Annotated in this window: 20 protein-coding genes; 8 read left to right on the forward strand and 12 right to left on the reverse strand. The window is 74.9% G+C overall.

Features of this window, described 5'->3' with window-relative positions; translation table 11 throughout:
- Window positions 1-11 precede the first annotated feature (11 nt).
- The gene (locus tag ACH4OA_RS14570; RefSeq protein WP_397936044.1) at window positions 12-1,280 is read left to right on the forward strand and encodes a cytochrome P450; all 1,269 of its coding nucleotides are present in this window, start codon (window positions 12-14) and stop codon (window positions 1,278-1,280) included.
- A gap of 50 nt (window positions 1,281-1,330) precedes the next feature.
- Here the strand turns inward: ACH4OA_RS14570 and ACH4OA_RS14575 are convergent, their stop codons facing one another.
- The gene (locus ACH4OA_RS14575; protein ID WP_397936045.1) at window positions 1,331-2,020 is read right to left on the reverse strand and encodes a helix-turn-helix domain-containing protein; all 690 of its coding nucleotides are present in this window, start codon (window positions 2,018-2,020) and stop codon (window positions 1,331-1,333) included.
- A 492-nt stretch (window positions 2,021-2,512) separates the two neighbouring features.
- Between ACH4OA_RS14575 and ACH4OA_RS14580 the strand changes: the two genes are divergently transcribed.
- Complete coding sequence (locus ACH4OA_RS14580; protein WP_397936046.1) at window positions 2,513-3,877, forward strand: alkaline phosphatase; 1,365 nt, start codon at window positions 2,513-2,515, stop codon at window positions 3,875-3,877.
- 100 nt (window positions 3,878-3,977) lie between these two features.
- Here ACH4OA_RS14580 and ACH4OA_RS14585 read toward each other — a convergent pair whose 3' ends face one another.
- The 4 genes from ACH4OA_RS14585 to ACH4OA_RS14600 all read right to left on the reverse strand — a co-directional run bounded on the left by ACH4OA_RS14585 (window position 3,978) and on the right by ACH4OA_RS14600 (window position 11,209).
- Entirely contained in the window at window positions 3,978-7,355 is a 3,378-nt protein-coding gene (locus tag ACH4OA_RS14585) for a LuxR C-terminal-related transcriptional regulator (RefSeq protein ID WP_397969244.1), read from the reverse strand.
- A 108-nt stretch (window positions 7,356-7,463) separates the two neighbouring features.
- On the reverse strand, window positions 7,464-8,429 hold the full coding sequence (locus tag ACH4OA_RS14590; RefSeq protein ID WP_397969245.1) for a dienelactone hydrolase family protein: 966 nt from the start codon (window positions 8,427-8,429) through the stop codon (window positions 7,464-7,466).
- A 594-nt stretch (window positions 8,430-9,023) separates the two neighbouring features.
- Window positions 9,024-10,256 carry a cytochrome P450 gene (locus tag ACH4OA_RS14595; protein WP_397936051.1) on the reverse strand — a complete coding sequence of 411 codons (1,233 nt, stop codon included), beginning with the start codon at window positions 10,254-10,256 and terminating at the stop codon, window positions 9,024-9,026.
- A gap of 377 nt (window positions 10,257-10,633) precedes the next feature.
- Window positions 10,634-11,209 (reverse strand): hypothetical protein, encoded by a 576-nt coding sequence (locus tag ACH4OA_RS14600; RefSeq protein WP_397969246.1) that lies wholly within the window; start codon window positions 11,207-11,209, stop codon window positions 10,634-10,636.
- Between the two features lie 312 nt (window positions 11,210-11,521).
- On the opposite strand from ACH4OA_RS14600, the gene ACH4OA_RS14605 reads away from it, so the two are divergent.
- A complete protein-coding gene (locus tag ACH4OA_RS14605) occupies window positions 11,522-11,794 on the forward strand; it encodes a hypothetical protein (RefSeq protein ID WP_397945308.1) in 273 nt (90 codons plus the stop codon).
- A gap of 124 nt (window positions 11,795-11,918) precedes the next feature.
- Here ACH4OA_RS14605 and ACH4OA_RS14610 read toward each other — a convergent pair whose 3' ends face one another.
- Both ACH4OA_RS14610 and ACH4OA_RS14615 read right to left on the reverse strand, forming a co-directional pair.
- The gene (locus ACH4OA_RS14610; RefSeq protein ID WP_397969248.1) at window positions 11,919-13,088 is read right to left on the reverse strand and encodes an anhydro-N-acetylmuramic acid kinase; all 1,170 of its coding nucleotides are present in this window, start codon (window positions 13,086-13,088) and stop codon (window positions 11,919-11,921) included.
- A gap of 175 nt (window positions 13,089-13,263) precedes the next feature.
- Window positions 13,264-14,829 (reverse strand): sodium:solute symporter, encoded by a 1,566-nt coding sequence (locus ACH4OA_RS14615; RefSeq protein WP_397969250.1) that lies wholly within the window; start codon window positions 14,827-14,829, stop codon window positions 13,264-13,266.
- A 475-nt stretch (window positions 14,830-15,304) separates the two neighbouring features.
- On the opposite strand from ACH4OA_RS14615, the gene ACH4OA_RS14620 reads away from it, so the two are divergent.
- The gene (locus ACH4OA_RS14620; protein ID WP_397969252.1) at window positions 15,305-16,708 is read left to right on the forward strand and encodes a CARDB domain-containing protein; all 1,404 of its coding nucleotides are present in this window, start codon (window positions 15,305-15,307) and stop codon (window positions 16,706-16,708) included.
- 190 nt (window positions 16,709-16,898) lie between these two features.
- Here the strand turns inward: ACH4OA_RS14620 and ACH4OA_RS14625 are convergent, their stop codons facing one another.
- On the reverse strand, window positions 16,899-17,480 hold the full coding sequence (locus tag ACH4OA_RS14625) for a helix-turn-helix domain-containing protein (RefSeq protein WP_397969254.1): 582 nt from the start codon (window positions 17,478-17,480) through the stop codon (window positions 16,899-16,901).
- A gap of 228 nt (window positions 17,481-17,708) precedes the next feature.
- Between ACH4OA_RS14625 and ACH4OA_RS14630 the strand changes: the two genes are divergently transcribed.
- Entirely contained in the window at window positions 17,709-18,356 is a 648-nt protein-coding gene (locus ACH4OA_RS14630) for an FMN-binding negative transcriptional regulator (RefSeq protein ID WP_397969255.1), read from the forward strand.
- A gap of 123 nt (window positions 18,357-18,479) precedes the next feature.
- Window positions 18,480-19,187, forward strand: coding sequence for a B3/4 domain-containing protein (locus tag ACH4OA_RS14635; protein WP_397969257.1), 708 nt, complete (start codon window positions 18,480-18,482; stop codon window positions 19,185-19,187).
- Window positions 19,188-19,242: 55 nt separating this feature from the next.
- Here the strand turns inward: ACH4OA_RS14635 and ACH4OA_RS14640 are convergent, their stop codons facing one another.
- On the reverse strand, window positions 19,243-19,872 hold the full coding sequence (locus ACH4OA_RS14640; RefSeq protein ID WP_397945314.1) for a flavin reductase family protein: 630 nt from the start codon (window positions 19,870-19,872) through the stop codon (window positions 19,243-19,245).
- A 205-nt stretch (window positions 19,873-20,077) separates the two neighbouring features.
- Window positions 20,078-20,437 carry a DUF3566 domain-containing protein gene (locus ACH4OA_RS14645; RefSeq protein WP_397969259.1) on the reverse strand — a complete coding sequence of 120 codons (360 nt, stop codon included), beginning with the start codon at window positions 20,435-20,437 and terminating at the stop codon, window positions 20,078-20,080.
- Window positions 20,438-21,414: 977 nt separating this feature from the next.
- On the opposite strand from ACH4OA_RS14645, the gene ACH4OA_RS14650 reads away from it, so the two are divergent.
- Both ACH4OA_RS14650 and ACH4OA_RS14655 read left to right on the forward strand, forming a co-directional pair.
- The gene (locus tag ACH4OA_RS14650; protein WP_397969261.1) at window positions 21,415-22,155 is read left to right on the forward strand and encodes a class I SAM-dependent methyltransferase; all 741 of its coding nucleotides are present in this window, start codon (window positions 21,415-21,417) and stop codon (window positions 22,153-22,155) included.
- A gap of 139 nt (window positions 22,156-22,294) precedes the next feature.
- The gene (locus ACH4OA_RS14655; protein ID WP_365883090.1) at window positions 22,295-22,666 is read left to right on the forward strand and encodes a helix-turn-helix transcriptional regulator; all 372 of its coding nucleotides are present in this window, start codon (window positions 22,295-22,297) and stop codon (window positions 22,664-22,666) included.
- A gap of 97 nt (window positions 22,667-22,763) precedes the next feature.
- On the opposite strand, the gene ACH4OA_RS14660 is transcribed toward ACH4OA_RS14655, so the two are convergent.
- Together ACH4OA_RS14660 and ACH4OA_RS14665 are read right to left on the reverse strand one after the other, a co-directional pair.
- The gene (locus tag ACH4OA_RS14660; protein WP_397969262.1) at window positions 22,764-23,690 is read right to left on the reverse strand and encodes a Gfo/Idh/MocA family protein; all 927 of its coding nucleotides are present in this window, start codon (window positions 23,688-23,690) and stop codon (window positions 22,764-22,766) included.
- A complete protein-coding gene (locus ACH4OA_RS14665; protein ID WP_397936071.1) occupies window positions 23,687-24,187 on the reverse strand; it encodes a flavin reductase family protein in 501 nt (166 codons plus the stop codon). Before ACH4OA_RS14665 ends, ACH4OA_RS14660 begins: the two co-directional genes overlap by 4 nt.
- Window positions 24,188-24,407: the final 220 nt, after the last annotated feature.

Here is a 24,407-nt window from a genome sequence, read left to right on the forward strand (position 1 = left end):
GAAGGATGCCGATGACCTCGCTCGCCCAGCGCTGCTGCCCGCACCTGGCAGCCGCTTCCGCCACCGACCACACCCTCGGGCCCGACTTCGTCCAGGACCCCTTCCCCGCCCTCGACCGGCTGCGGACCGAAGGCCCGGTGCACCTGGTCACGCTGCCCAACGGCGCCGAACGCTGGCTGGTCACACGCCACGACGACGTGCTTCGCGCCCTGGAGGACCTCCGGCTGAGCAACGAGCTCGGGCGCGGTCTCCAGCAGAGCCTGCCGCCCGAGCCGCTGCCGCCGCGCGCCCAGGTCAGCCTGCGCACCACGCAGCTCCTCGGCCGCGCGATGGCCAACCTCGACCCGCCGGACCACGACCGCCTGCGCAAGCTCATCGTCCGGGGGTTCAGCGCCAAGCGCGTCGAGGGGCTGCGCGACCGCATCCAGCGCAGCACGGACGAGCTGTTCGACGCGCTGGGGGACGCGCCCGAGTTCGACCTGGTCGAGACGGTGGCGAACCGGCTCCCCATCACGGTGATCTGCGAGCTGCTGGGCGTCCCGGCCACCGACACCGCGCTGTTCCGCACCGCCGCCTCCGTGGTCGGCGGCCATATCGCCGACGACGAGGCCGCGCTGCGCGTGGTCGCGGCCCTCGACGCGTTCGACGCCTACGTACGCGAACTGATCGACGCCCGCCGTGCCACGCCGCGGGCCGACCTCATCAGCGACCTCCTCGCCGCCGAGGCCGACGGCGAACGCCTGACGGAGGACGAACTGGTCAGCATGGTCGGGATCGTCCTCTTCGGCGGCTACGAACCCTCCGCGCAGCTGATCGGCAACGCCCTGGTCGCGCTGTTGCAGCACCCGGACCAACTCGCCGCCGTACGGGCGGACTCCGGCCTGATCCCGGCCGTGATCGAGGAGACCATGCGGTACGACGGTCCGGTCACGCCGGGACTGAGCCGCTACGCCCTGGAAGACGTCGAGATCGGGGGCACGACCATCCCCAAGGGTTCCTACGTCATCGTCAGCACGGCCTCCGCCAACCGCGACCCCGAGCACTGGCCGGACCCGGCGACGTTCGACATCGGTCGGTCGTTCACGGCCCGTTCGCTGGGCTTCGGTCACGGACTGCACTACTGCGTGGGGGCCCGCCTCGCCTCCCTGGAGGTGGAGATCGTGCTGGCCACCGCGCTGCGCCGCTACCCCCGTCTGCGGCTGGCCGTCCCGGCGGCGGAGATGGAGCGCCGGCCGGGTGCGGTGCGCGGCCTGCGTGCGATCCCGCTGCGGGTCGACTGAGCGAGGATGAGCCGGCGCCTCGGTCCCGCGGGACCGAGGCGCCGGGCGGCTCACCAGGTCTCGATGCGGCGGCCGGTCAGCGCGGTCAGGGGGATGCGGACCCAGACCTCGCGCTCCCCGCCGGCCCACGGCGCGCTGTAGGCCCGCTCGGCGAGTCGGCGTACGGCCTCGGGATCGGTCACGGCCTCGGCGCGGCCGCGCACCACCACGCTCCAGCCCTGGCTGAGCGCGTCGTCCACCCGGTCGACCTCGAAGGCCACCTCGCGGCCCAGTCCGTGCAGCGCGGCCGTCCCCCGTTCCGTCCGCAGGACGACGGCGTCGTCGATGACGGTGTAGTTGACGGGTACGACGACCGGGGCCGCGTCGGTGGACACCGCGATCCTGCCGACGCCGTGGGCCGACAGCAGCCGGCGGCACTCGTCCTCGCCCAGTTCGGTGAAGCGGGGCGTGCGGGCGGCCTGCCCGATGCCCGGCGGCAGGTCGACGTTGCCGCCGCCCAGCTCCGTGGGACTGGTCCGCAGCGCCCCGGCCAGCCGGAGCAGGGTGCCGGCCTCCGGTACGGCGGTGCTGTGTTTCTCCAGGTGCTCGATGTAGGTCGGTGCCATGGCCGCCCGGAACGCCAGTTCCGCCACGCTGAGGCCCAGCTCGCGGCGGCGCCGTTCGATGCGGCGCCCGAGGTCGCCCTGCGGGGGCCCGCCGTCCGCCGGCGGCTGCTGTCCCGGTGCTGCGTGTTCGGCCATGGTTCCTCACTCCTCGGGCCGTCGGCCGTCGCCCTGCATGTCCACCATGACCGATCCCACGGCGCCCGGCCCGGCCAAACGGCCCGCGGCCCGGCGGGGTACGGCCGCCCGGCCGCGTGCGATACGCCGGCCGGGTGAGCGCGGGCCCGCCGGGAGCTGCGTGGTCAGGGGCGCGGGCCAGACCAGCCGGGTGCCGCCGCCCTGGCGACGGTGTGAGGCCCTCGCCGATGAGGGCCGGGATGTCCCGTTTCCGCCGGGTCAGCCCGGGCAGGGCGTGCGGCCGGGGCGCCGGCTCGGGTCCGCCGCGCCGCCGGGCCGTGAGCCGGCCGGTGGCGCCGGGGTGCGGCAGCGAGCGTCGGCCGCCTTCCCGGGTGCCACGCGCCAGCCACTCGCGCCGCACCCGGGGTTTGCGAGTGGTTCACGGACGGGTGGTGGGCTGATGCCCGTCGCAAGCCGTTCATCCCGTCCGGGATGTTTCAAGGAGTCGTTTCCATGCACAGACCGTCCCGCCGTCACCTCACCCTGGCCACCGCGCTGCTGGCCTCCACGGCCGCCGTCGCCGCCGTCACGACGGGCGCCGGCGCGACCGACACCAGGCAGCAGGCCGAGGACGCCATCCAGGGCGGCAAGGCGAAGAACGTCATCCTGCTGATCGGTGACGGCATGGGGGACTCGGAGATCACGCTGGCCCGTGACTACACGGTCGGCGCCAACGGCCGCCTGAACATGGACAAGTTCCCGCTGACCGGTGCGTACACGACGTACGCCGTGCACGCGGACGGCACACCGGACTACGTCACCGACTCCGCCGCGAGCGGTTCCGGCTGGGCGACCGGTGTGAAGACGGTCAACGGCCGCATCTCCAAGACGCCCGGCTCCGACAAGGCCGTGCGGACGATCCTGGAGCTGGCGCAGAAGAACGGCTACGCCACCGGCAGCGTGACCACCGCCGAGCTGACCGACGCCACCCCGGCCGTGCTCGCCTCCCACGTCACCGACCGTTCCTGCCAGGGTCCGGCCGACATGGCCAAGTGCCCCGCCGACACGATCGCGGCGGGCGGCCCGGGCTCGATCGCCGAGCAGTCCGTCAACCACAAGGTCGACGTCCTCTTCGGCGGCGGCAGGCAGCGCTTCGACCAGAAGGTCACCCACGGCGCGTACAAGGGTCTCACCGTCACCGAGCAGGCGAAGAAGCTGGGTTACCAGGTCGTCACCGACAACGCCTCGATGAAGGCCGCCAAGCCGGGCAAGCCGGTCCTCGGCCTGTTCGCCGGCGGCAACGTGCCGGTCGAGTGGACCGGCAAGCCGGCCGCCGTCGGCGGCACCGCCCCGCAGCGCTGCGTCACCTCCAACCCGAACCGGCCGTCCGCCACGCCGGCCCTGGCGGACTCCGCCACCAAGGCGATCCAGCTCCTGGAGGCCAAGCAGCAGCGCAAGCACTCCAAGAAGGGCTTCTTCCTGCAGATCGAGGGCGCCTCCATCGACAAGCAGGACCACGCCGCGGACCCGTGCGGGCAGATCGGCGAGACCGCCGCCTTCGACCGCGCGGTGCGGGTCGCCCGCGCCTACGCGGCCAAGCACCCGGACACGCTCGTCGTCACCACCGCCGACCACGGCCACACCAGCCAGATCGTCCCGCTGGAGGCCACGCCGCCCGGCCTGTCCTCCACCCTGGTCACCAACGAGGGCCAGCAGCTGAAGGTCAACTACTCGACCAACACGCCGGGCCAGTCCCAGGAGCACACCGGCACGGAGGTCCGCATCGCCGCCCAGGGCCCGCTGGCCTACCGGGTGCTCGGCGTCACCAACCAGACCGACCTGTTCACCACCCTGCGCGAGGCGCTGCGCCTGAGCTGAGCGCCGTGACGGGAGACCGCGGACCATGCGGGAGGGGAGACCGGACCACCGGTCTCCCCTCCCGCATGCCGGCCTCCCGGCCGACGGCGCGGCCGTGCGGTCACTCGACGAGCCCCGACAGGAACGACGTGTGCCGCGACGGCGGTCGCGGCTCCACGACGGTCTTCGCCGCCTGCTCCACCAGGCGCGCCAGTTCCACCCGGGAGCGGACACCGAGGGCGGCGAAGACCTTGCGCAGGTGGTAGTCGACGGTGCGGGTGCTCACCGACAGGCTCAGGGCCACCTCCCGGTTGGTGAGTCCCTGGGCGACGCGGCGGGCGATGCGCAACTGCTGCGGGGTCAGCCGGGCCAGCTCGTCCGGGAGGACCGCGTCCCCGCCCCCGGCCGCTCCCGTTCCGGCCCCGCCCAGCACGCCGTCCGCCCCGGCCCCGGTGACCCCGTTCGCCCGGAGTTCCGCCGCCGCCTGCTGCGCCCACGGCCCGGCACCGCAGCGCTCGAAGTCCAGCAGCGCGGCCCGCAGTTGGCTCCGCGCCTCGCGCAGCCGCCGGCGTCGGCGCAGCCACTTGCCGTACAGCAGCTCCGTGCGCGCCCGTTCGAAGTCGCCGGCGGTCTCCCCGTGCCGCCGCAGCGCCTGCCGGTACAGCGGGTCGGCATCCTCGGGTGCGGCCAGCAGGGCGCGGCAGCGCAGCAGTTGGGCGGCGGCCTGCGGGTCGGCGTCGCACGCGGCCCACGCCGCGAAGTCCTCCACCGCGTCCCCGGCGCCCTCCGGCTGCCGGGCGAGCGCGCACGCCTCCACGTAACACGGTACGGCGAGCATCCAGACGGCGAAGTGGCCCGGTCCGGAGCCGGGCCGCACCAGCGGTGCGAGCCGCTCGGCGGCCTCCCGGGGCCGGCCGTGGCCCAGATCGGCGCGGGCCATCGCCCACTGGGCCAGCGCGGCGGCCTGGGCCAGTCCGTGCCGGCGCGCGATGGTCATCGCCGCCGTCGCGTGGTCGGCCACGGTGTGCGCCTCGCCGGCGATCGACGCCGCCAGCGCCAGTACGGCGTGGTGGTGGGCGGCCGTGTTGCGCTGCCCGGTCCGGTAGGCGCTGCGCAGGCCCTCCTCGGCGTGCGCGCGGGCCGACGCGTGCCGGCCGGCCCGCAGTTCGCCGTAGGCCAGGTACTCCAGGGCGCGCGCCTCGTGCAGCGCCGACCCGTGCGTACGGGCCACCGCGAGCGCGCGGGCACCGGCCCGGCGGGCGGCGGCGATGTCGCCGAGCAGCAGGGCTGCCGAGGCCGCACGCAGCAGTTCCTCGGGGTCGTCCGTCGTCCACGCGCGGTCCACGACCCGCCGCAGCGGGGCCCCGGCCCGGTCGAACCGGCCGTGCAGGACCGCGCGCATGCCCGCGCAGTGGTCGCGCAGGGCCGAAAGGACACCGCTGTCCCGGGCGGCCGGGGCGGCGGACGGGAGCGGGACCTCGGGCGCCCGGTCCGCCGGGCTCGCGCCGGCCGTCTCCCGCCCCCGGTGGACCCCGGCCCACGAGCGGCCCTGTGCCAGGGCGCGCAGGCACGCCTCCACGTCGCCGGCCGACCAGGCGGCGTCCGCGGCGGCCAGGGCGGCAGCCGCGGACCGCTCGGTGTCGTACGGAGCGGACAGCGCCCCGGCGAGCAGCAGGGTTTCGCGGGCGTCGTCGACCGGGCCGTCCCAGCGCAGTACCGTCCCGCGCAGCAGTTCGGCACGCGCGCGCACCGCCGCGGGCACCGGCCGGCCGCGGTCCGTGTCGAGCAGCCGCAGTGCCTGGGCGGACCGGCCGGCCAGGAGGGCCTGCTCGGCGGCGGCCGTGTGCCAGCGGACCCGGTCGGCGCCGTCCGAGGCGAGTTCGGCGGCCCGGGTCAGGGCCGTGCAGCGCAGCGCGGGCGGGGCCGTCGACGCCGGGTCCGCCGCACTGTCCGCGAGCCCGGCCGCGAGCGCCGGGGCGGGAGCGGTGCGGGTCCAGGAGCGGTGCAGCAGCGCGAGGGGACCGGGTCCGGCGGGCAGCACGCGGGCCAGCGCCGCGTGGGCGGCCCGGCGCCGCTCGGCCGGCGCACCGGCGTACACCGCCCGGCACAGCACCGCGCTGCGGAAACCGACCCGGCCCTCGGCGGCGAAGAGCGCCTCCGGCAGCGCGACGAGCCCCGGCCGCGGCACGCCGTCACCGGCGCCGGACCCGTCGGGGGCGACGCGGAGTGCGGGCCGGGCGGTGCCGGCGGGCGGGGCCGGCCGGGGATCACGGAGAGGACCACGATCCGGGGTGCGCCCGGCGCGCGGGGCGGGCGGGGCGGGCGGCGGACCGGTGTCTGCGGGGCGCTCCGCGCGCGGAGCCGGGAGACGCTCACCGCTCGGCACGCCCCCGGTGCGCGGGGCCGGGAGCGGGTCATGGTCCGGTGCGCGTCCGGCGAGTGGTACCGGCCGTTCGTCGCGGCCCGGCCGCTCCTCGACGGGCGGGGTCGGCGGCAGCGCGGTGTCCGGTGCGGCTCCGGCGAGTCGTGCCGTCGCGCGGTGTACGGCCTCGGCGTCGGCGGCCGGTTCGCCCGAGACGTGGACGGCCGCCGCGGTCACGAGCAGCATGTCCCGGTGCAGCGGCGGCAGCCCGGTCAGATGGCGGCCCGCCAGCGCGGTCAGCGTGCCGGCGTCGGCCAGCGGGCGCGGCAGCGGTGCGGCGCCGCCGAGCTGAGCCGGCGTCAGGCGCTGGAGCACCCCGAGGAGGAGGCCCGGGTTGCCTTCCGCGGCGGCCGAGATCTCCTCGCGCACCCAGGGGTCGAGCGGCACGGGCGCGGCGGCGTCCAGCAGGGCGGCGGCGTCGGCCGTGGACAGCGGGGCGAGGCGCAGCAGCGGCAGGCCGACGAACTCCGGGTCCACCGGCCGGTGTCCGGCGACGGTGAGCAGCAGGGCGATCCCGCCTCCCGAGGACAGGCACGCGGCCAGCCGGCCGAGGACGGCCCGGGAGGCGGTGTCCCACAGGTCGGCGTCGTCGACGCAGAGGAGGACGGTACCGGGCGCGGCGCTCGCCTCCAGGGCGCCGATGAGCCGGCGCACCGGGCCGGCGGCGACGGCTGTCGGCACCCCGGCCGCCCGGCACAGGGCCCTCAGCCCGGCCAGCGGCTGCCGGAACCGGTCGGACCGGGGGTCGGACTGGTCGGACCGGGTGGACACGGTCACCACGGACCCGGCACCGGAACCGTGGACATCCGGCACCGTCACCACCGGGCCGGCCCCGGACCCGCGGGCGCCCGGCACCGTCACCACCGGGCCGGCCCCGGACCCGCGGGCGCCTGGCACCGTTACCACGCGTCCGGTGCCGAACGCGCGGGCGGTCAGGGCCAGGAGGGTGGAACGGCCGCTCCCGGGCTCGCCGGTCACGACGCACGCCCCGCCACCGCCGAGCCGCTCCAGCAGGGCCGTGACCAGACCCGGCCGGCACCGCGGTACGGCGAATCCCGCAGCCGTCTGTCCGCTCATTCCCGAGACCTTACTGACCCGTAGGGAAGTGCGGAAGCCATACGTCCGGGCCCCGCGGCACGGCGCCGGTGCCCGCCGGGTCCCGGACGGACGGGTACGGACAGCCGGTCAGGAGGTGTGCGGGCAGTTGCCCCGGTACTCCTCGATGGTCAGGCCCGGCCGCGGCAGCGGGCACAGGAACTGCTCGTAGCGGGTGTCGTCGTCGATGAACCGCTTCAGCCAGGAGACGCTGTACTTCGCGATCGTCGTGTTCGAGGTGTTGGGCGTGAAGTGGGTGGCGCCGTTCAGCTCCAGGTACGCCCGGTCGAGCGAGGCGGGGAGCGTGGTGTAGAAGGGCTCGGCGTGGGTGGCGACCGGGGCGACCGTGTCACCGTCGGCGCCGAAGATCAGGGTGGGGGTCTTGATCTCGGGCCAGGTCTTGTCGAGGTTCCACGGGGTCATCGGGATCGCCGCCTGGAGCGAGGGCCGGGTCTTGGCCGCCTCCAGGCTGCCGCCGCCGCCCATCGAGTGGCCCATGACGCCGAGGCGGCTGGAGTCGATACGGCTGCGGACGGAGCTGCTCTGCGTGAGGTAGTCGAGCGCGGCGAGGAGCTGGTTCCCCCGGGAGTCGGGCTGGTCGAGGGTGGTGAGCGTGTCGATGGTGAAGACGACGAACCCCTGGGACGCCAGGCGGGGCCCGAGCCAGGAGATGCTGGACTGGGTGCCGGTGTAGCCGGGTGAGACGGCCACGGCGCCGAAGGTGCCGTCGGCGGTGCTGGTCGGGTAGTAGATGGTGCCTCCGCCGAAGCCGGTGACGGCGAGCCGGGAGACGGTGGTCTCCGCGACGCTGTAGGGACCGCGGGCCGCCTCGATGCTCGATTCGGTGGGCGCCGGGCCTCGCTCGTAGGGGTTGTCCGCGCCGTGGGCCGCCGGCCCGCCGAGCGTGGTCAGGCCGACGACGGCGGTGACCGCGGCGGCGAGGGCCGCGAGCCGGCCGGTACGGCGGCGGGCCGGCCGAGCCGGACCCGAGGGGTGGGACGGCGCCGGGGCCGTGGTGCCGGTACTCGTGCTGGTGCTGGTGCGCGGGTGCTGCACGACGAGTCGTCCTCTCTGTCGCGGCGAGCCGCCCGTGCGGACGCGGGACACGCGGGAACGCGCCGGTCGACGGGGGTCGCCAGTGGGGATGCCAGTGGGGTTGGCAGTGCCACTGTCGGTGCCACACGACAGGACCGGACCGGCAATGTCACCGGTCTTGTGCCGGCACGGGCAGCCGAGGGCGTCCCCGCCCTCGGGCAGATTGAAGCGGGCCGGGCGCCGAACGGTCAGCCCGGAGCGGTTAGGCGCCCCCGGACAGACCGAGCGGCCGGGCACCGCCGGACAGCCCGGCGCGGCCAGACGCCAAACGTCAGCTCGAAGCAGCCGAGCGCCCCCGGACTGCCCGGAGCGGCCAGACGCCCCCAGACAGACCGAAGCGGCCGAACACCGCCGGACAGCCCAGAGCAGCCGAGCGCCCCCAGGCAGCCCGAAGCGGCCAGGCACCCCCAGACAGCCCGGAGCAGCCGGACGCCGAGCGGTCCGCGCGGACCGGCCGGGCGCCGAGCGGACAGCCCCGGCCAGTCGGGCGCCGAGCCGTCAGGCCGGCCGGTCGGGCGCCCAGCCGTCGGCCCCGGCCGGTCGGGCGCCCAGCCGTCAGGCCGGCCGGCCGCCGGGGGTGAACGTGACGGGCAGGCGCGCGGGACCGCGCAGGGCGCCGGGCCGTCGGGTCAGTGCGGCCGGCGGCACCGCGAGGGCCAGGTCCGGGAGGCGCCGCAGCACCGTCCCGATGGCGATCCGGCCCTCCAGCCGGGCGAGCGGTGCGCCCAGGCAGTAGTGGATGCCGTGCCCGAAGGCCAGATGCCCGTTGTCGCCCCGGGTGACGTCCAGGGTGTCGGGGTCGGTGAACCGTGCCGGGTCGCGGTCGGCGATCGCGGACGCGACCAGCACGGTCGCCCCGCGCGGGATGGTCACGCCCGCGATCTCGACGTCTTCGCGGGCGAACCGGGCGATGCCGGGACTGACCGGTCCGTCGTAGCGCAGGAACTCCTCGATCGCGTCGGGCAGCAGTTCCGGGCGCTCCCGCAGCAGGGAGAGCTGCTCCGGGTGGGCGAGCAGCGCGGCGATGCCGCCGCCGATCAGGTTGACCGTCGTGATGTACCCGGCCACCAGCAGCAGGAAGGTCATGGCGAGGAGTTCGTCGTCGCTCAGCCGCCGTTCCTCGTCGTGGGCGCTGATCAGCGCGCTGAGGAGATCGTCGCCGGGCCGGGCGCGCTTGGCCTCCAGGTGTTCCGTCAGGTAGGCGTGCATCCGTCGCCACGCCTGGTCGACGACGGCCGGGTCGGGCAGGTGCTCGTCGCGGACGAGCATGGCGTCGGTCCACCGCTGGAAGTCGTCCCGTTCGTCCACCGGTACGCCGAGCAGTTCGCCGATGACGGTGACCGGCAGGGGCAGCGCGAAGTCCGCCACGAGGTCGGCCCGGCCGGCCGGCGCCACCTTGTCGAGCAGCCCGTCGGCGATCTCCTGGACGCGGGGCCGCAACCCGGCGACCCGGCGCGCGGTGAACGCCTTCGAGACCAGGCGGCGCAGCCGGGTGTGGTCGGGCGGGTCGGAGCGCAGCATGCTGCTCATCATCGACTCGCGTTCGAACCGGGGCAGCTGTCCGGTGAGGCGCGGGTCCGCGGCGTCCCGGACATCGCTGCTCAGCCTCGGGTCGGACAGGGCGGCGAGTCCGTCGTCGTAGCGCGTGACCAGCCAGGCGTCCAGTCCGCCGGCGATCACCGCGCGCCGGACCGGGCCCTCCTCGCGCAGCCGCCGGTAGAGCGGGAAGGGGTCCGCCAGGAAGGCCGGGTCGGAGTACGGAAGCAGGACCGGCGGCTCCTCGTTCATCGCGCCTCCCAAGCCGGTTCGACACAGAAAGTGTCGCTTTGTCGACACCGAGGGGCATATACCCGCAATCGCCGGTACGGCAACGACTCCGCCGGCCGGATGGCGGACGCCTGCCGCTCCCGGAGGGGCTTCCCATCCGAACGGCGGACGGGTAGGTTCCGGTTACCCCGCGTCGGTGCGGCTTTCCGGCGCCGGGCCCGCCCTCCCGGGGCGGCGGGCGCGCGGGGTCCAAACGTTCATCTCTGCCCGGAGCCGGGCACGCGGCGCCGGCGGGCACACCTCCCGCCGGCCCGCCGGCCCCCACCACGGCACACCGGCCGGCGCACCCGTCCGGACGGGACGGCCCACGCCGTGTCGTCCGCACCGCGCGGGAGCCGTCAGCGGCCGCCCGTCCAGGTGTGCGCCACGTCGATCACGAGGCGGCCGGCCGGCCGGGTCACCCGGAACGGCAGGCGGGCGCGGGCACCGAGGCCGACCTGCGTCTCGCCCTCGAAGCTGCCGGCGAACCGGGTGTCCCGGAAGGCGCGGTAGCCGCCGGGATCCACACCGGGAAGGGGCCGCCCCGTCTGCCCCGGGTACGCGGGTTCGCCGCTCTCCGGGTCGTACGCGGGCGCCCCGACCCGGATGTCGAGTACGGCCCCGCCGCCCACCGGGATGTGCCGGCCGGTGGCGTTCTGCACGAGCCGGTCGACGTACTGGACGTGGTAGGCGAGGGCACCGCCGCCGGGCACGTCGAAGACCATGCGGTCGAAGCAGTCGTGCCGGCCGGTCCTGATGTCCTTCAGCGGCACGGCTCCGGTGGCGACACCGCCCTTCGCGCCGCTGCCCCAGCCGGTCGGACAGGCCGCGCTTCGGGCCGTGGCCGCCGTCGCGGTGCCCGCGGCTGCCGTCACCGCGCCCAGTCCGGCTCCCGCCAGGACCAGTGCCGTCATCGCCGCTGCCGTTCGTCGCATGATGTCCCCCTTGACCGCTCCTCATGCTGCTATGAGCTGAGACACCCCGGTTTGCCGGATGGTTGCACGCCGCCACCCGCCCGTTGATTCCGGCGATTCATTCGCCCGGGTGGCTTGTCAGGAACACGTGACGGTCTCTACAGTCCCCACAACACCCAGTGGGAGCGCTCCCACTGTATACGGGCGAGACGCGCCACCCTGTACCGGCGTACGGCCACCGGGCCGCCGTCAGGCCGTCGCGCCGGCACGCCACCCAAGGCCGCACCACCCGGTTCCGCCTCGCACACCCGCGGATCACCACGAGGAGGGCACGTGACCCACCGTACCGGCCGGGCAACACGCGAAGACCGCGCACACGTGCCGGAACCGGGCCGCTCCCGGCGCCGTGCCGCCGTGGCCGCCGCGGCACTCACCGCGCTGGTCCTGGGACTGACGGGCCGGCTCGGCGCCGGTGACCCGGGCCTGCCGACGAGCGGGGCCGCCTGGTCCCGCTCCGGCCAGGCCGACGGCCACGGCCGCGGTGCCGACGCCGTGCACACCGGCGCCCCGGCGGTCCCTGTCCGCCCCGGCACCCCGCCCGTCTGAACCGTCCGCGCCGGGACGGCTCCCGGCGCGGCTCGCTCGTCCTCGCCCGCCCGGGTGGCACGGTCCCCGGGCGGGCGAGGCTCCCAACGTCGTCCGCGCCGTCACGGCGGGACCCACCGGACGGTCAGCGCATGACGCGCAGCACGCGCGGGGGCCGTGCGGCGGGTTCGGGCAGGCGCAGCGGGGACCGGCCCGGGGTGATGCTGCCGAGTACGGTGGCCCGGCGCGCGCCGGTGCCCGAGGGCAGCGTGCCGGGCAGGCCGTGGGCGGTGAGGAAGCCCAGGACGGCGAAGGCCAGCGCCTCCTTGGCGGCCGACGGCAGTCCCAGGTCGTCGCTGCGGCCGAGCGGGACGCCCGGCAGTTCCTCGCCGATCAGGCGCATCAGCACCGGGTTGCGGGTGCCGCCGCCGGAGACGACGAGCCGGGTGACGCCGTGGGCGCGGCAGGCGCCGGCCACGGTCATGGCGGTCAGCCGGGTCAGCGTGGCGAGGACGTCGGCGGCGGCCGGCACGGGCACGGCGTCGAGCGCCCGGAGCAGGTAGGGCAGGTGGAAGTGTTCCTTGCCCGTGGTCTTCGGGGCGGGCCTGCGGTAGTAGGCGTCGTCCAGCAGGAAGCGCAGCAGGGCCGGGACGGCCCGGCCGGCGGCGGCCCGGCGGCCGTCCTCGTCGTAGGCGGCGGCGCCTTGGGTGAAGTGGTGGACGGCCGCGTCCAGCAGGGCGTTGGCGGGACCGGTGTCGAAGGCCAGCGGCGCGGCGCCGGGCGCGAGGACGGTGATGTTGGCGATGCCGCCGAGGTTGAGCGCGGCGGGCGTGCCGGGCAGGCCGGACAGCAGCAGGGCGTCGGTCAGGGCGACCAGCGGCGCGCCCTGGCCGCCGGCGGCGACGTCGCGGCTGCGCAGGTCGGAGACGACCGGGAGTCCGGTCGTCTCGGCGATCCAGGCGGGCTGGCCGAGCTGGAGCGTGCCGCGGACCGTGCCGTCCTCCACCCAGTGGTGCAGGGTCTGCCCGTGGGAGACCACGAGGTCGGCCGCCCCGTCGCACAGGTCGCGCAGCGCGCGGGCGGCGGCACCGGCGAACGACCGGCCGATGCCGGTGTCCAGGGCGCAGATGGCCCGCGTGGTGGTGGCGGCCGGGGGCAGGGTGGCGGCGATCAGCTCCCGCACCTCGTCCGGGTAAGGGACGGAGAGGTGTCCGAGGGACCGCAGGAGAAGGCTGTCACCGTCCAGGGCGAGGTCGGCGGCGGCGGCCTCGATGGCGTCGTAGGAGGTGCCTGACATCAGTCCGATCACCCGCACGGCGTCTCCTTCGGGCAGGGGCCGCGCCGGGCGGGCGGTGCCGGCCGCGAGCGCCGGGGCGGCTTCGGCTGTCGCAGGGTTCCTCCCGGGGCCGTGGCCGCGCGGGGTGCCGGGACACCGCTCGGGGGACGGGCGGGACCGTGCGCGTTTCGGGCCGGGCCGGCCGGCTGCCCGGTCACTCCGGGGCCACGGCGGCCGTCGCGCGGTCCGGTCCGGGTCCGCCGTCGCCCAGCGGGGCGGCGGCGGGCTCGGGTGTCCGGTGGAACAGACTCGACAGACCGCCCACGGCCAGGGTGATCACCACGCCGATGGGGACGAGCCACTGCGCGGCGATCGCGGTCGGCACGGTGGTCCCGGCCGTGGCGACGTCGATCCTGACCCCGCGCACGAGGTACGTCATGACGCCGACCGTCACCAGGAACGCGATGACGGCGTCGGTCTCGCCGGCGCGCCGGACGAGCCGGCCGAGGAGGAACGCGCCGAGCAGGGCGCCGTAGGTGTAGCCCGCGATGGTGAGGCCGGTGAGGTAGACGTTGCCGGTACTGGTGCTGAAGGCGCAGGCGAAGAACGCCATCAGCACCGCCCACACCAGGGTCATCAGCCGGGCGAGCCGGAGCAGGAACGCCTCCGTGGGCACGCTCCGGAAGAAGCTGTGGATGATGTCGGCGACCGTCGAGTTCGACATGGAGTTCAGCGCGGAGGACAGCGAGCCCATCGCCGCGCCGAGGATGCCGGCCACGAGGAGACCGGAGACCACCACGGGCAGCCCGTGCAGGATGAAGTCCGGGTAGAGGTTGTCGGAGCTGGTCAGGCCCAGCTCCTGGAAGCTCCTGCCCTGGTTGTACGACCACAGCAGCGCGCCGACGAGGGAGAACGCGGCGAACTGGAGCGTGACGAAGACACCCGAGGCGATCATGGCTTTCTGGCCGTCGCGCAGCGAGCGGGTGGCCAGGACGCGCTGGACGATCAGCTGGTCGGACCCGTGGCTGGCCATCGCGAAGATGGCACCGCCGATGATCGCGGTGGGCAGGGCGAACGGGCTGGTGAGGATGTGGGCCAGGCCGAAGTCGGTGTCGAAGAGCCGGAACCGGCCCGCGTGCACGGCGCGCTGGACGCCCGCGCCGCCGACATGGGCGGCGAGCACCCCGATGGCGAGGAGGGCGCCGCCCAGGTACAGGCCCATCTGGATGGCATCCGTCCAGATGACCGCCTTGATGCCGCCGAGGTAGGTGTAGACGACAGTGATCACCGTGAGGACGACGATGATGAGGCGGTAGCCGGCGTGCACGCCGAACTCGTCGAGCAGCAGCTTGATCGGGATGGCGGAGGCGAACAGCCGGACGCCCTCGGCGAGCAGCCGGGTGAAGACGAAGGCCACCGAGGCGAGTCCCTGCACCTTCAGGCCGAATCTGCCGCCCAGGTACTGGTAGGCGCTGACGAACCCACCCCGCTTGTACAGCGGGATCAGCACGGTCGCCACGACGACGCGTCCGATGACGTAGCCGAGGGCCAGCTCGACGTTGCCGAAGCCCTGACCGCCGTAGGCGCCGCCCGGCAGGCTGATGACCGTCAGCACGCTGGTCTCGGTGGCCACCACCGAGAAGGAGACGGTCCACCACGGCATGTGTCCTTCGCCGACGAAGTAGTCCTTCGCCGTCTTCTGGCGTCCGGCCAGCCGCAGTCCGATCACGGCGATCGCGACGAGGTAGACGACGATCACCAGCAGGTCGAGTTGACGCACGCTCACTCCTGGACGACGGCCGGCGCGAAAGTTTCCTTCCGCTCCTCACTCATTCCCTGAAAAGTAGTTTCAGCGACTCCCGCCGTCAACAACCGGGCGCCGCCCGTACGCCTGGACGCCTCGCCGGGACACCACTGCCTGACGGGCCGTCAACTCCGCTTGACAGTGATTCACTCCTGGGAGGCCGCGGCCGGGAAACGGTGCACGCGCTTTCGGCCAGGACGGCGGTGGCGGCAGGTCGTCGTGGGGCCGGTGGGGGCGGGGTGAGGCGCGGGCGGCGGTCCGGCCGACGGCGCGCCGGGGGTTTGGGACCGGCAAACCCGCCGCGGATGATCGACCGGACCCGACGGTGACCCGCTTTACTCGTTCGTGTGACTGCGATGCGCTACCGGCAGTCGCGGTGCCGCCACGGCTCGCCCGGGAAGCGGGCGACCGGCGACGCCGTTCCCGCCGCATCGCCCCAAGGGAGAGAACCATGGCCACGCCTCCTGCCATCCCGCTCCGGGTCGCCCTGGTCAACGGCAGCTTCGAAGAGCCCGCGGTCACGAACTTCGAGATCCTGCCGGACGCCTCGCAGACGCAGGCGTCCAAGCGGGTCCCGGGCTGGCGCACCAGCGCCTCCGACCACATGATCGAGCTGTGGCGGTCGGGCTTCAACGGCGTGCCGGCGGCCGAAGGCGCCCAGTTCGCCGAGCTGAACGCCAACGAGGTCGCCACGCTGTACCAGGACCTGCCGACCACGCCCGGGACGAAGCTGTACTGGCGGCTGTACCACCGCGGCCGGCTGGGGCAGGACACCATGGCGCTGGACATCGGCGTGCCGGGCTCCACGGTCCAGCAGCGGACGTTCACCGACGGCAACACCGCCTGGGGTTACTACACCGGCACCTACACCGTCCCGGACGGCCAGACGCTGACCCGCTTCGCCTTCCGCTCCGTCTCCGCCGCCGGCGGCAACCGCGGCGTCGGCAACTTCCTGGACGGCGTCTTCTTCGGCACCGCTCCGCTCGTGATCCTCACCAAGACGGCCGTGCCCGCCGGGCCGCTGGACGTGGGCGACGTCGTCACCTACCGCATCACCGCCAGGAACGAGGGCGGCGGCACGGCCGAGAACGTGATCCTGACCGACGCCGTCCCGGCGGGCACGACCTATGTCCCCGGATCCCTGCGCGTCATCGAGGGACCGAACGCCGGACCCAAGAGCGACGCGCAGGACGGTGACCAGGGGGCCTACGACGCCGGGGGCGACAGGGTCGTCTTCCGCCTCGGCAACGGCGCCTCCGGTGCGCAGGGCGGCAGCCTGCCCAACACCTCGGCCGAGCCCGCCGGCACCACGGTGGAGTACCGGGTCGTCATCGGCCGGGCCAACGCCGGCGGCCGGATCGCCAACACCGCCTCCGCCACCTACGAGAACCGGCTCGGACCGACTCCGGAGACCCTGACGGCCACGTCGAACGAGGAGGTCACGGAGGTCAAGCCGGCCGCCGACCTGAGCGTGGTGAAGTCGGCCGACGCGACGACCGTCACCGTCGGCCAGACCGTCACCTACCGCGTCACCGTCCGCAACGCCGGCCCGAACCCGGCCACCGGCGCCACCGTCACCGACCGGCTCCCGGACACGCTCGCCTTCCTGTCCGCCGACGCCTCGTCCGGCTCCTATGACGCCGGCGCCGGCCGCTGGACCATCGGTGACCTGGAGGACGGTGCCACGGCCACCCTCACGCTGCGGGCCAAGGCCACCGAGGCCGGTTCCGTCACCAACTCCGCCGCCGTGACCGGCAACGAGAAGGACCTCGACCCGGCGAACAACTCCGACTCCGTCACCCTCTGCGTCGAACCCGCCCCCTCCTGCTGCGACCCCTGCTCCACCAGGAAGTGACCCGGCTTTGCCGGTGATATCTCCGTGGCGGCGGCGCGCGGCCAGGCGGCCCGGCCCGCCTCCCGGAAGGCCCGTGCCCGGCGGCGCGCGGCTCAAGTGGCCTGGCCCGCCTCCGGAAAAGCCCGGACCCCCTGAGGACGCCGTGCGTCCGCCACCGCTTGAGCCCGCGGCCGACGCGTCGGCCGCGGGCTCAAGCGGTGGCGGGGCCGGGCGGCAGGTGGACGGTCATGACGAGGTGGCAGGTTCCGTCGCCCGCGCCGCGGTAGGTGTGCGGGACGTCGCCGTCGAAGGCCGCGGTCTGGCCGGACTCGACCGGGTACTCCGCGCCGTCGACGACCAGGGTCATCCGGCCCGAGGTGACGCTGACGGTTTCCACGACCCCGGCCTGGTGCGGATGGCTCGGGTACTCCTCGCCGGGTTCCAGGCGCCAGCGCCAGACCTCGACCGGGGCGGGCCCCGAGGTGGTCAGCATGAGCCGGGCCTCGCCGCCCCGTCCGCCCGTCCACAGCGGTGTGACGGCGTCGGCGGCCACCACGCGCACCCGGCCTTCGGCCGGCCCCTCCAGCAGGGCGGACACCGAGACGCCGAGGGTGTCGGCGAGCCGGACCAGCGTGGCGAAGTTCGGATTGCCCTGGGCCTTCTCCAGCCCGACCAGCGCGCCCTTGCTCACCTTCGCGCGCCGGCCCAGCTCGTCCAGCGACAGGCCCGCCCGGGTGCGGGCCGCCCTGACGTTGTGCGCGAGCGTGCGCAGGGCGGCCTCCGCCTCGGCCATCCGACCACCATCCTCACCGCGGCTCGCTGGATCACCAGCTCACCGACCACTCATCACTGATCATTCGAATGCACCACCCGGTCATTCGGTTGACATCGGACGGTCGGTCCATTGTACGGTTTGGTCGTTGCATTCCCACCACGGCGGGTCGTCGGCCTTCTCGCCCTCGAACGACCACAGCGCCCGCGCACCCCCGCAGGACCGCCCCGCGCGCCAAGGAGAAACCGTATGCTCGTCCACCCCTGGGACGCCGCCCTTGACGACGCCGAATGGCAGGCCTGGATCGCCGACGGCCACGACTTCGGACAGCTCTGCGTCAACGGTCTGCCCGGCCGGCCGCCCTCCGTCGTGCCCACGCACTTCACGGCCGACGCCGACGAGCTGCTGATCCACCTCGCCCGCCCCAACCCGGTCTGGGAGGCGATCGAGCACGACCCGGACGTCACCTTCACCGTCATCGGCGACTACGCCTTCATCCCCGGGCCCTGGCGCGCCCAGCCCGGCACCGAACCCACCGACGGCGTACCGACCAGCTACTACGCCGCCGTCCAGTTCACCTGCCGCGCCCAGGTCGTGGACGACCCGGAGGCCAAGGCCGACCTGCTGCGCCGCCAGCTCGCCCACTTCCAGCCCGAGGGCGACCACGCGCCCGTCGCCGCCGGCCTGCCGCCGTACGGGCGGATGCTGTCCGGCATCCGCGGCCTGAGGCTGACCGTCACCGAGGTGCTGGCCAAGTTCAAGTACGACGACCACAAGCCCGTCGAGCACCGCGCGGGCGTCGCCGGCCGTCTCACCGCACGCGGACAGGCCCTGGACGTGCCCGCCGCACGCCAGCAGGCACGCCGTCTGGAACGTCTCGGCCCCTGGCGGTCGTGAACCCGCCCCCGCCCGCACCGCACGAGTCCCCCACGGCACCGACTCCACCGCCCCCGGACAACAGCAACCCCTGACGGAGCCCACTGCGCCGCCCACGGACCGCACACGAACGGAACACCGCCCATGACCTCCTTCCGCCTCAGCCCCGCCGTCGCCGACGCCTTCCCCGGCACCCTCGTCGCCGTGGTCACCGCCACCGGCGTGCGCGGTCACGAGCCCTGGCCCGCCACCGCCGCCGCCCTGGCGGACCTGGAGCGGCAGCTCGCCGCGGGCACCTGGCAGCCGGCCGACGAGACCGACCCGCGGATCGAGGCGTGGCACACCGCCTACCGCTCCTTCGGGACCAATCCCCGCCGGGTCCGTCCCAGCGTGGACGCGCTCGGCCGCCGCATGGCCAAGAAGGGCACCCTGCCGCGCATCAACCCGGCCGTCGACTCGTACAACGCGGTCTCCGCCCGCCACGGCCTGCCCGCCGGCGCCTTCGACCTCGACCAGGTCGCCGGGGACGTCGACATCCGCCACGCCGACGGCGGCGAGGAGTTCACACCGCTCGGCGAGCCCGGCACCGTCGAGCACCCCCGGGCCGGCGAGGTCGTCTACACCGACGCCGCGGGTGTGCTGACCCGGCACTGGAACCACCGTGACGCCCACCGCACCCGCGTCACCGAGGACTCGACGCGGGTCGCCTTCGTCCTGGAGACCCTCCACGGCGAGCGCGACGGCCACCTCCTGAAGACGGCGGCGGAGGAACTGCACGGCCTGCTCCTTACGCACACCGGACAGACGACCGTGCGCTACCTCGGCCCGGAGGCCCCCGAGGTCACGGTGTGAGCCGGATCGCCGACGGGCCCCGGGGGCCGCAGCGCCGGCCGCCGGGGCCGTGCGGTCAGGTCCGGCGCAGCGGCATGTCCCAGCCGCGCGCGAGCCGCGACGGGTGCAGGTTGCGGCTGTCGCCGTAGAACTCGCAGAACTTCATGAGCAGGGGGTCCCACCGGTCGGCGTCGATGTGTCCGGGCCGGTCCGGCACCAGGAGGTCTTCCTCGACGTGGGCCCGTACGATCCGCGCGTCCACGGCGATGACGCCCGAGTCCTCCTCGGCGAAGGGGTGCATCCTGTCCACGACGGCTTCCAGGTGGACGGGGCATTCGGCGACCCGGGGCGGGCCGACCGTCTCGGAGGCCAGCGGGGTCAGGCCCGCGGCACCGAACTTGTCGGGTTCGTAGCGGTAGCCCTTGCGCTGCTTGTGCTCCGGTACCACGGGCGAGCCGGTCAGCAGGGCGAGCCGGTCGACGGCGGTGACGAGTCCGGACGACGGCAGGTTCAGCACGCACTCCCCGGTACGGGCCAGGTTCTCCGTGGTCCTGGACGTCTCGTCCAGCCCGACCATGCAGGACTGCCCGACCCACCAGACGGACGACACCGGTGCCAGGTTCGCGGAGCCGTCGCTGTTGGCGGTGCTGACGAGCACCACCGGTGTGCCGAAGTAGAGAACCCGTGGTCGAACGGTTCGGTGCATGCTCCCAGCCCGCCTGTCGTCACTGCCGTCCGGGACGCGCCCGGACACCGGTCCGCCGGCGGCGGACGCTTCACTGTGCGGGCCGGGGGGCGGTGGGTACCGGCGGAAAACCGACATCGAGTCGGCGGGAACGCGCGGAGGGCCGGCGGTCGCCCGGCGCGCAGGGAAGGCGGACCGGTGCGGTGGGGGCGTGCCCGGGGCGTGGTCAGGTCCGGCCGCGCGGCGATCCGGTGGACGTCCGCAGGCGGCGGGCGCGGGCGCGGAGCCGGGCCAGGAACAGCAGGGTCCGCGCGGCGGCCGGGGTCGGTCCGGTGAGAGTGTCGGTCACGGCGATCTCGACTCCGCCGCTGAATTGCGCCGACAGGTTGTAGAGGAAGGCGCCCAGGGTCAACAGGGCGGTGCCCAGGATGACTTCGAGGGTGACGACGCCGAACGCGATGACCAGGACCGTGGTCAGCGTGGGCAGAACGTCCGGGGCCATGGCCTGCATCAGGACCCAGACGACACCCGCCGTGGCGATCACGAGCGCGCCGAGACCGGCCAGCAGGAGGAAGCCGGCCACCATGACCGACCAGGGGTCGGCCTCCGCCAGACGCAGCCGTATCGTCCGCCCGCCGGTTCCGGGAGACGCCCGGGAGAGCCGGGGACGGCGACCGGACGGCATCGGCCCGCGCCCGACGGCCGCAGGCCGCACGGCACACCCGACGTCGGCGGACGCGGACGGGGGAACGGGACCGGCGGACGCCAAAGGGTGAGCGGGGCCGGCGAACGCGGAAGGGTGGGCGGGGTCGCCGGCCGGTCCGGCCGGGACGGTCGCCTCTGGTGCCGGGCCTGCGCACTCGGGGAGGGTGGACTGCTGCTGCGCCCTCGACGGTATGGGTTCCCCGGGTATGGGCTCCCCAGGTATGGGCTCCCCAGGTATGGGTTCCTCGTCGGATAGCGCCCCGGGCGTGGCGCGGGCCCGGGACTCGTCGGGGGGCGCCGTGCGCCGGTGGCCGGCCCCGGTCGTCGCGGAAGGACTCAAGCCGCCGTCCTGCCCTGGTGTCGCCCCGCCGCGGAGGGGGCCGCGAGGCCTGCGCTTGGCTCGGCTCATGCCTGTCTCCCTGACTGGCCTGGCGGCGTGGCCGTGCCCTCCCCCGTCGAACGGGCCTCCGTCGGCCGCCAGGCGGCCTCTCGGGCCTGCTGGTCCGTCGACCCGACCGTAACCACGCCGCTGCGAGCCCGCACCCGCGGTTACTGCGCCCGGGCGACCCCGGACCGCCGGGACCGGCCGCGGGCGGCGGGCACGGACGGGTGCCCGCGGTCCGGTCTCCCTGGCGGCCGGGGTGGTCGGCGGCCCCTCGGGCCCGCCCGGCCGTACGGCTGCCGGGGAGGTCCTCCACTGGACCGCGGCCCGCCCTCCTGTCAACCGGCCGTCGGCCGGATGCGCCGTAAGTGGCATCTCCCCGGCCGTGGAAGCCGTCGGTGCCGTCCGTGTGCCAGGCTGCCGTCGAACGCCGGTTTCACCCGTCCGGGTCCGCCGCAGACCAGGAGGCATCGCCCTTGACCACTGACGAACACCCTCTCGACTGGAAGACCTCGACCGCGGCCACCGCCTACCGCGATCGCGACATGCGGCTGGCCGAGCAACTGATCTTCCCGGCCGTGCTGCGGCAGATCGAGGCGAACGCCGGTCCCGGCCGGCTGGCCCTGGACGTCGGGTGCGGCACGGGCGCGGTCGCGACGCGGCTCGCGGACGCCGGGGAATGGGAGGTCCAGGGGCTCGACCCCTCGGCCGACATGCTCGGCATCGCCCGCGCGGACCGCTCCCATCCCCGGGTCTCCTACCGGTTGTTCGACGGCCGCACCCTGGACTGGCTCGCCGACGACAGCGTCGACGCGGCCGTGTGCTGCCTGGTGTACTGCACCGACCAGGACGACGACCGGCTGGCCGGCCTCACCGCCGAGATCCGCCGCGTCCTGCGCCCCGGTGCCCCGTACCTGCTGGCCGACCTGAACCCGGCGACGACGGGCGTGGCCTTCTCCACCGTCCGCCACGGCGAGCCGGGCGCGGTCTACGCCGACGGCGACGCGGTGCCCACGCGGCTGCGGCTGCACGACGGCAGCACGATGACGAGCACGACGTACTACCGCTCCCTGGACCGGTACCGGCGCTTCCTGACCGAGGCCGGTTTCCCCTCCCCCACCGTGGCCCTGCCCACGCTCCCCGCCGACGCCTCCGCCGCCGACGCCCCGCCGGAGACCGAAGTGGCCCCTTACATGGTGCTGACCACCCACGCCTGACCGCCCGGCCCGCCGGAGCCCCCACGTCGGTGACGCGGGGGCTCCGCGGCGTACGGCACCGCTGTGCCGTGGGGTCCGGCCCGTACGGCGGGAGACGACCGCCAAAGGGAACGTATGTATGTCGCGGTACTGTGGGAATATGAGCCGCCATCCAGACCGCGACCAGATCCGGATCGACAGCGTCCTGTCCGCACTGGGCAGCCCCGTGCGACTCGCCGTCGTCCGCGTCCTCGACGCGGGCGGGGAGCACAACTGCACCAGCGTACTGGGGATCCTGGGCATCACGGCCAAGTCCACGATGACGCATCACTGGCGTGTGCTGCGCCAGAGCGGTGTCATCTGGCAGCATCCCTCCGGCCGGGAGAACCTGCTCTCGCTGCGGCGCGACGACCTCGACGCGCGTTATCCGGGACTCCTGGACGCCGTCCTGACCGGAGCCCGTGCCGACGAGGCGCTCGACATGGCCTCGGGTTCCGCCTCCGCCCCCGACCGGGCCGGCTCCCCCGCCTGACCCGCGCCTCCACGCCCCCGTCCGCGGGCCGTTCACGGCAGGTGATCGGGGAGCCCCTGGGGTTCCGCAGGCTCCGGAAAAGGCAGCGCGGTCGCTCTCATTCCGGCCGCGCGCTCGTGCCGGCTCCGCGCGCCGCCCGGTCGACGGCGTCCAGGACGCGGGCGGTGCGCACGATCTCCCGGACCGTCGGCGGCTCCCACCGGAGGTCGCCCCTCAGCTGGCCGAGGAAGGCCTCCAGCGCGGCGCCGGCCCGCAGCCGCGGCTGAACCGTCACGCCGGCGTGCGAGCCCTCGATGCGCAGCTCCATCCCGCCCGGACGGGACACCCAGCCCGCCTGGAGCGTCACCGGTACGCCGCCCCAGGACAGGACGGCCGCCCCGCCCACGTTCAGTCCGGTACCGGCCCGGCCGAGGTACGCGGCGCCGTGCACCCGCAGACGGGCCGAGGGGTCCAGCCACACCAGCAGATCCACGAGGTGCACCGCGAGGTCGGCGAAGGCGCCCGCCGCCCCGTGCCGCTCGGCCAGCATCCAGGCGGCGGGCCCGGTGAACACGCCGTCGAGCAGGCCCGGGTGGGTGAACCGCAGGTGCACGCCGGCCAGTTCGCCCAGGGAACGGTCGGCCAGCCTGGCGCGCACCTCCCGGAGTTCGGGCGCGCAGCGGAGGAACATCGCGGTGGTGACCGGCTGTTCGGCGCCGGCCAGCAGCGTCGCCAGCCGGCCGGTCTCACCGGCGGAGGCCGCCAGCGGTTTCTCGGTCAGCGCCGGGACACCGGCCTCGACGACCCGGCGCAGCAGGGTGCCGTGCTGCGCCGTGGTGGAGGCGATCACGGCCGCGTCGGCGCCGGCCAGCGCCTCGGCCGGGTCCTGTACGGGCCGTACGCCGGCCACCGGCGACCGCTGCTCGCTGTAGACGGCGGACAGCGTGACCCGTGGGTCGCGGGCCACCACCTCCAGGTAGTCCGGCAGGTGCACATGGTCGGTGCCCAGTACCGCGAGCCGCAGTGCCGCCGTCGTCCGGGTCATCCCGTCGCGGCCATCTGGTCGTTGGGGACGGGCCGGCCGAACGCACGGTCGCTGTAGACGAGCGGGGCCCGGTCGCCCGCGTGGATCTCCTCGACCCGGCCGACGAGGATGCTGTGGTCGCCGCCGTCCAGGATCTCGTGGGTGGCGCAGACGATCCGGGCCGCCGCCTCCGGCAGCCCGGGCAGGCCGAGTTCGCAGGGTGTCATGTCGTCGGCGGCGAAGCGGTCCACACCGGAGGTGGCGAAGCGCAGGGCGACGTCGGCCTGGTCGTGGGCGAGGACGTTGACCAGGAAGTGCGGGGCCGAGGTGAAGGCGCCGTGCGTGCTCGCGCCCTTGTCCAGGCAGATGAGCACGAGCGGCGGATCGAGGGACAGCGAGCAGAAGGAACTCCCGGTGAAGCCCCAGCGCCGCCCGGACGCGTCGGCCGTGGTGGTCACGGTGACGGGGGCGGGGACGCGGGACATGGTCCGGGTGAAGGCGAGGCGGTCGACAGGCATGCGGTGTCATCCGTTCGTTCGTGTGTGGGGCGTGGGCGGGCCGGGGCGGGAGGGGAAAGCGCCGTCGGCTGGGCGGCGCCGGCTGACGAGGCCCGGCACGGGCGGCCCGGCGCCGGACGGCCCCGGGCAGGACCGTCCGGCGCGGACGGCACGGCGGTCCGGGCCGGGACCGTGTGTCCGGGACCGGACCGCCGGAAACGTGCACCGCGAAGCGACTCGG

Origin of the sequence: Streptomyces sp. NPDC017095, assembly GCF_044332325.1 — a bacterium.
Classification (GTDB): domain Bacteria; phylum Actinomycetota; class Actinomycetes; order Streptomycetales; family Streptomycetaceae; genus Streptomyces.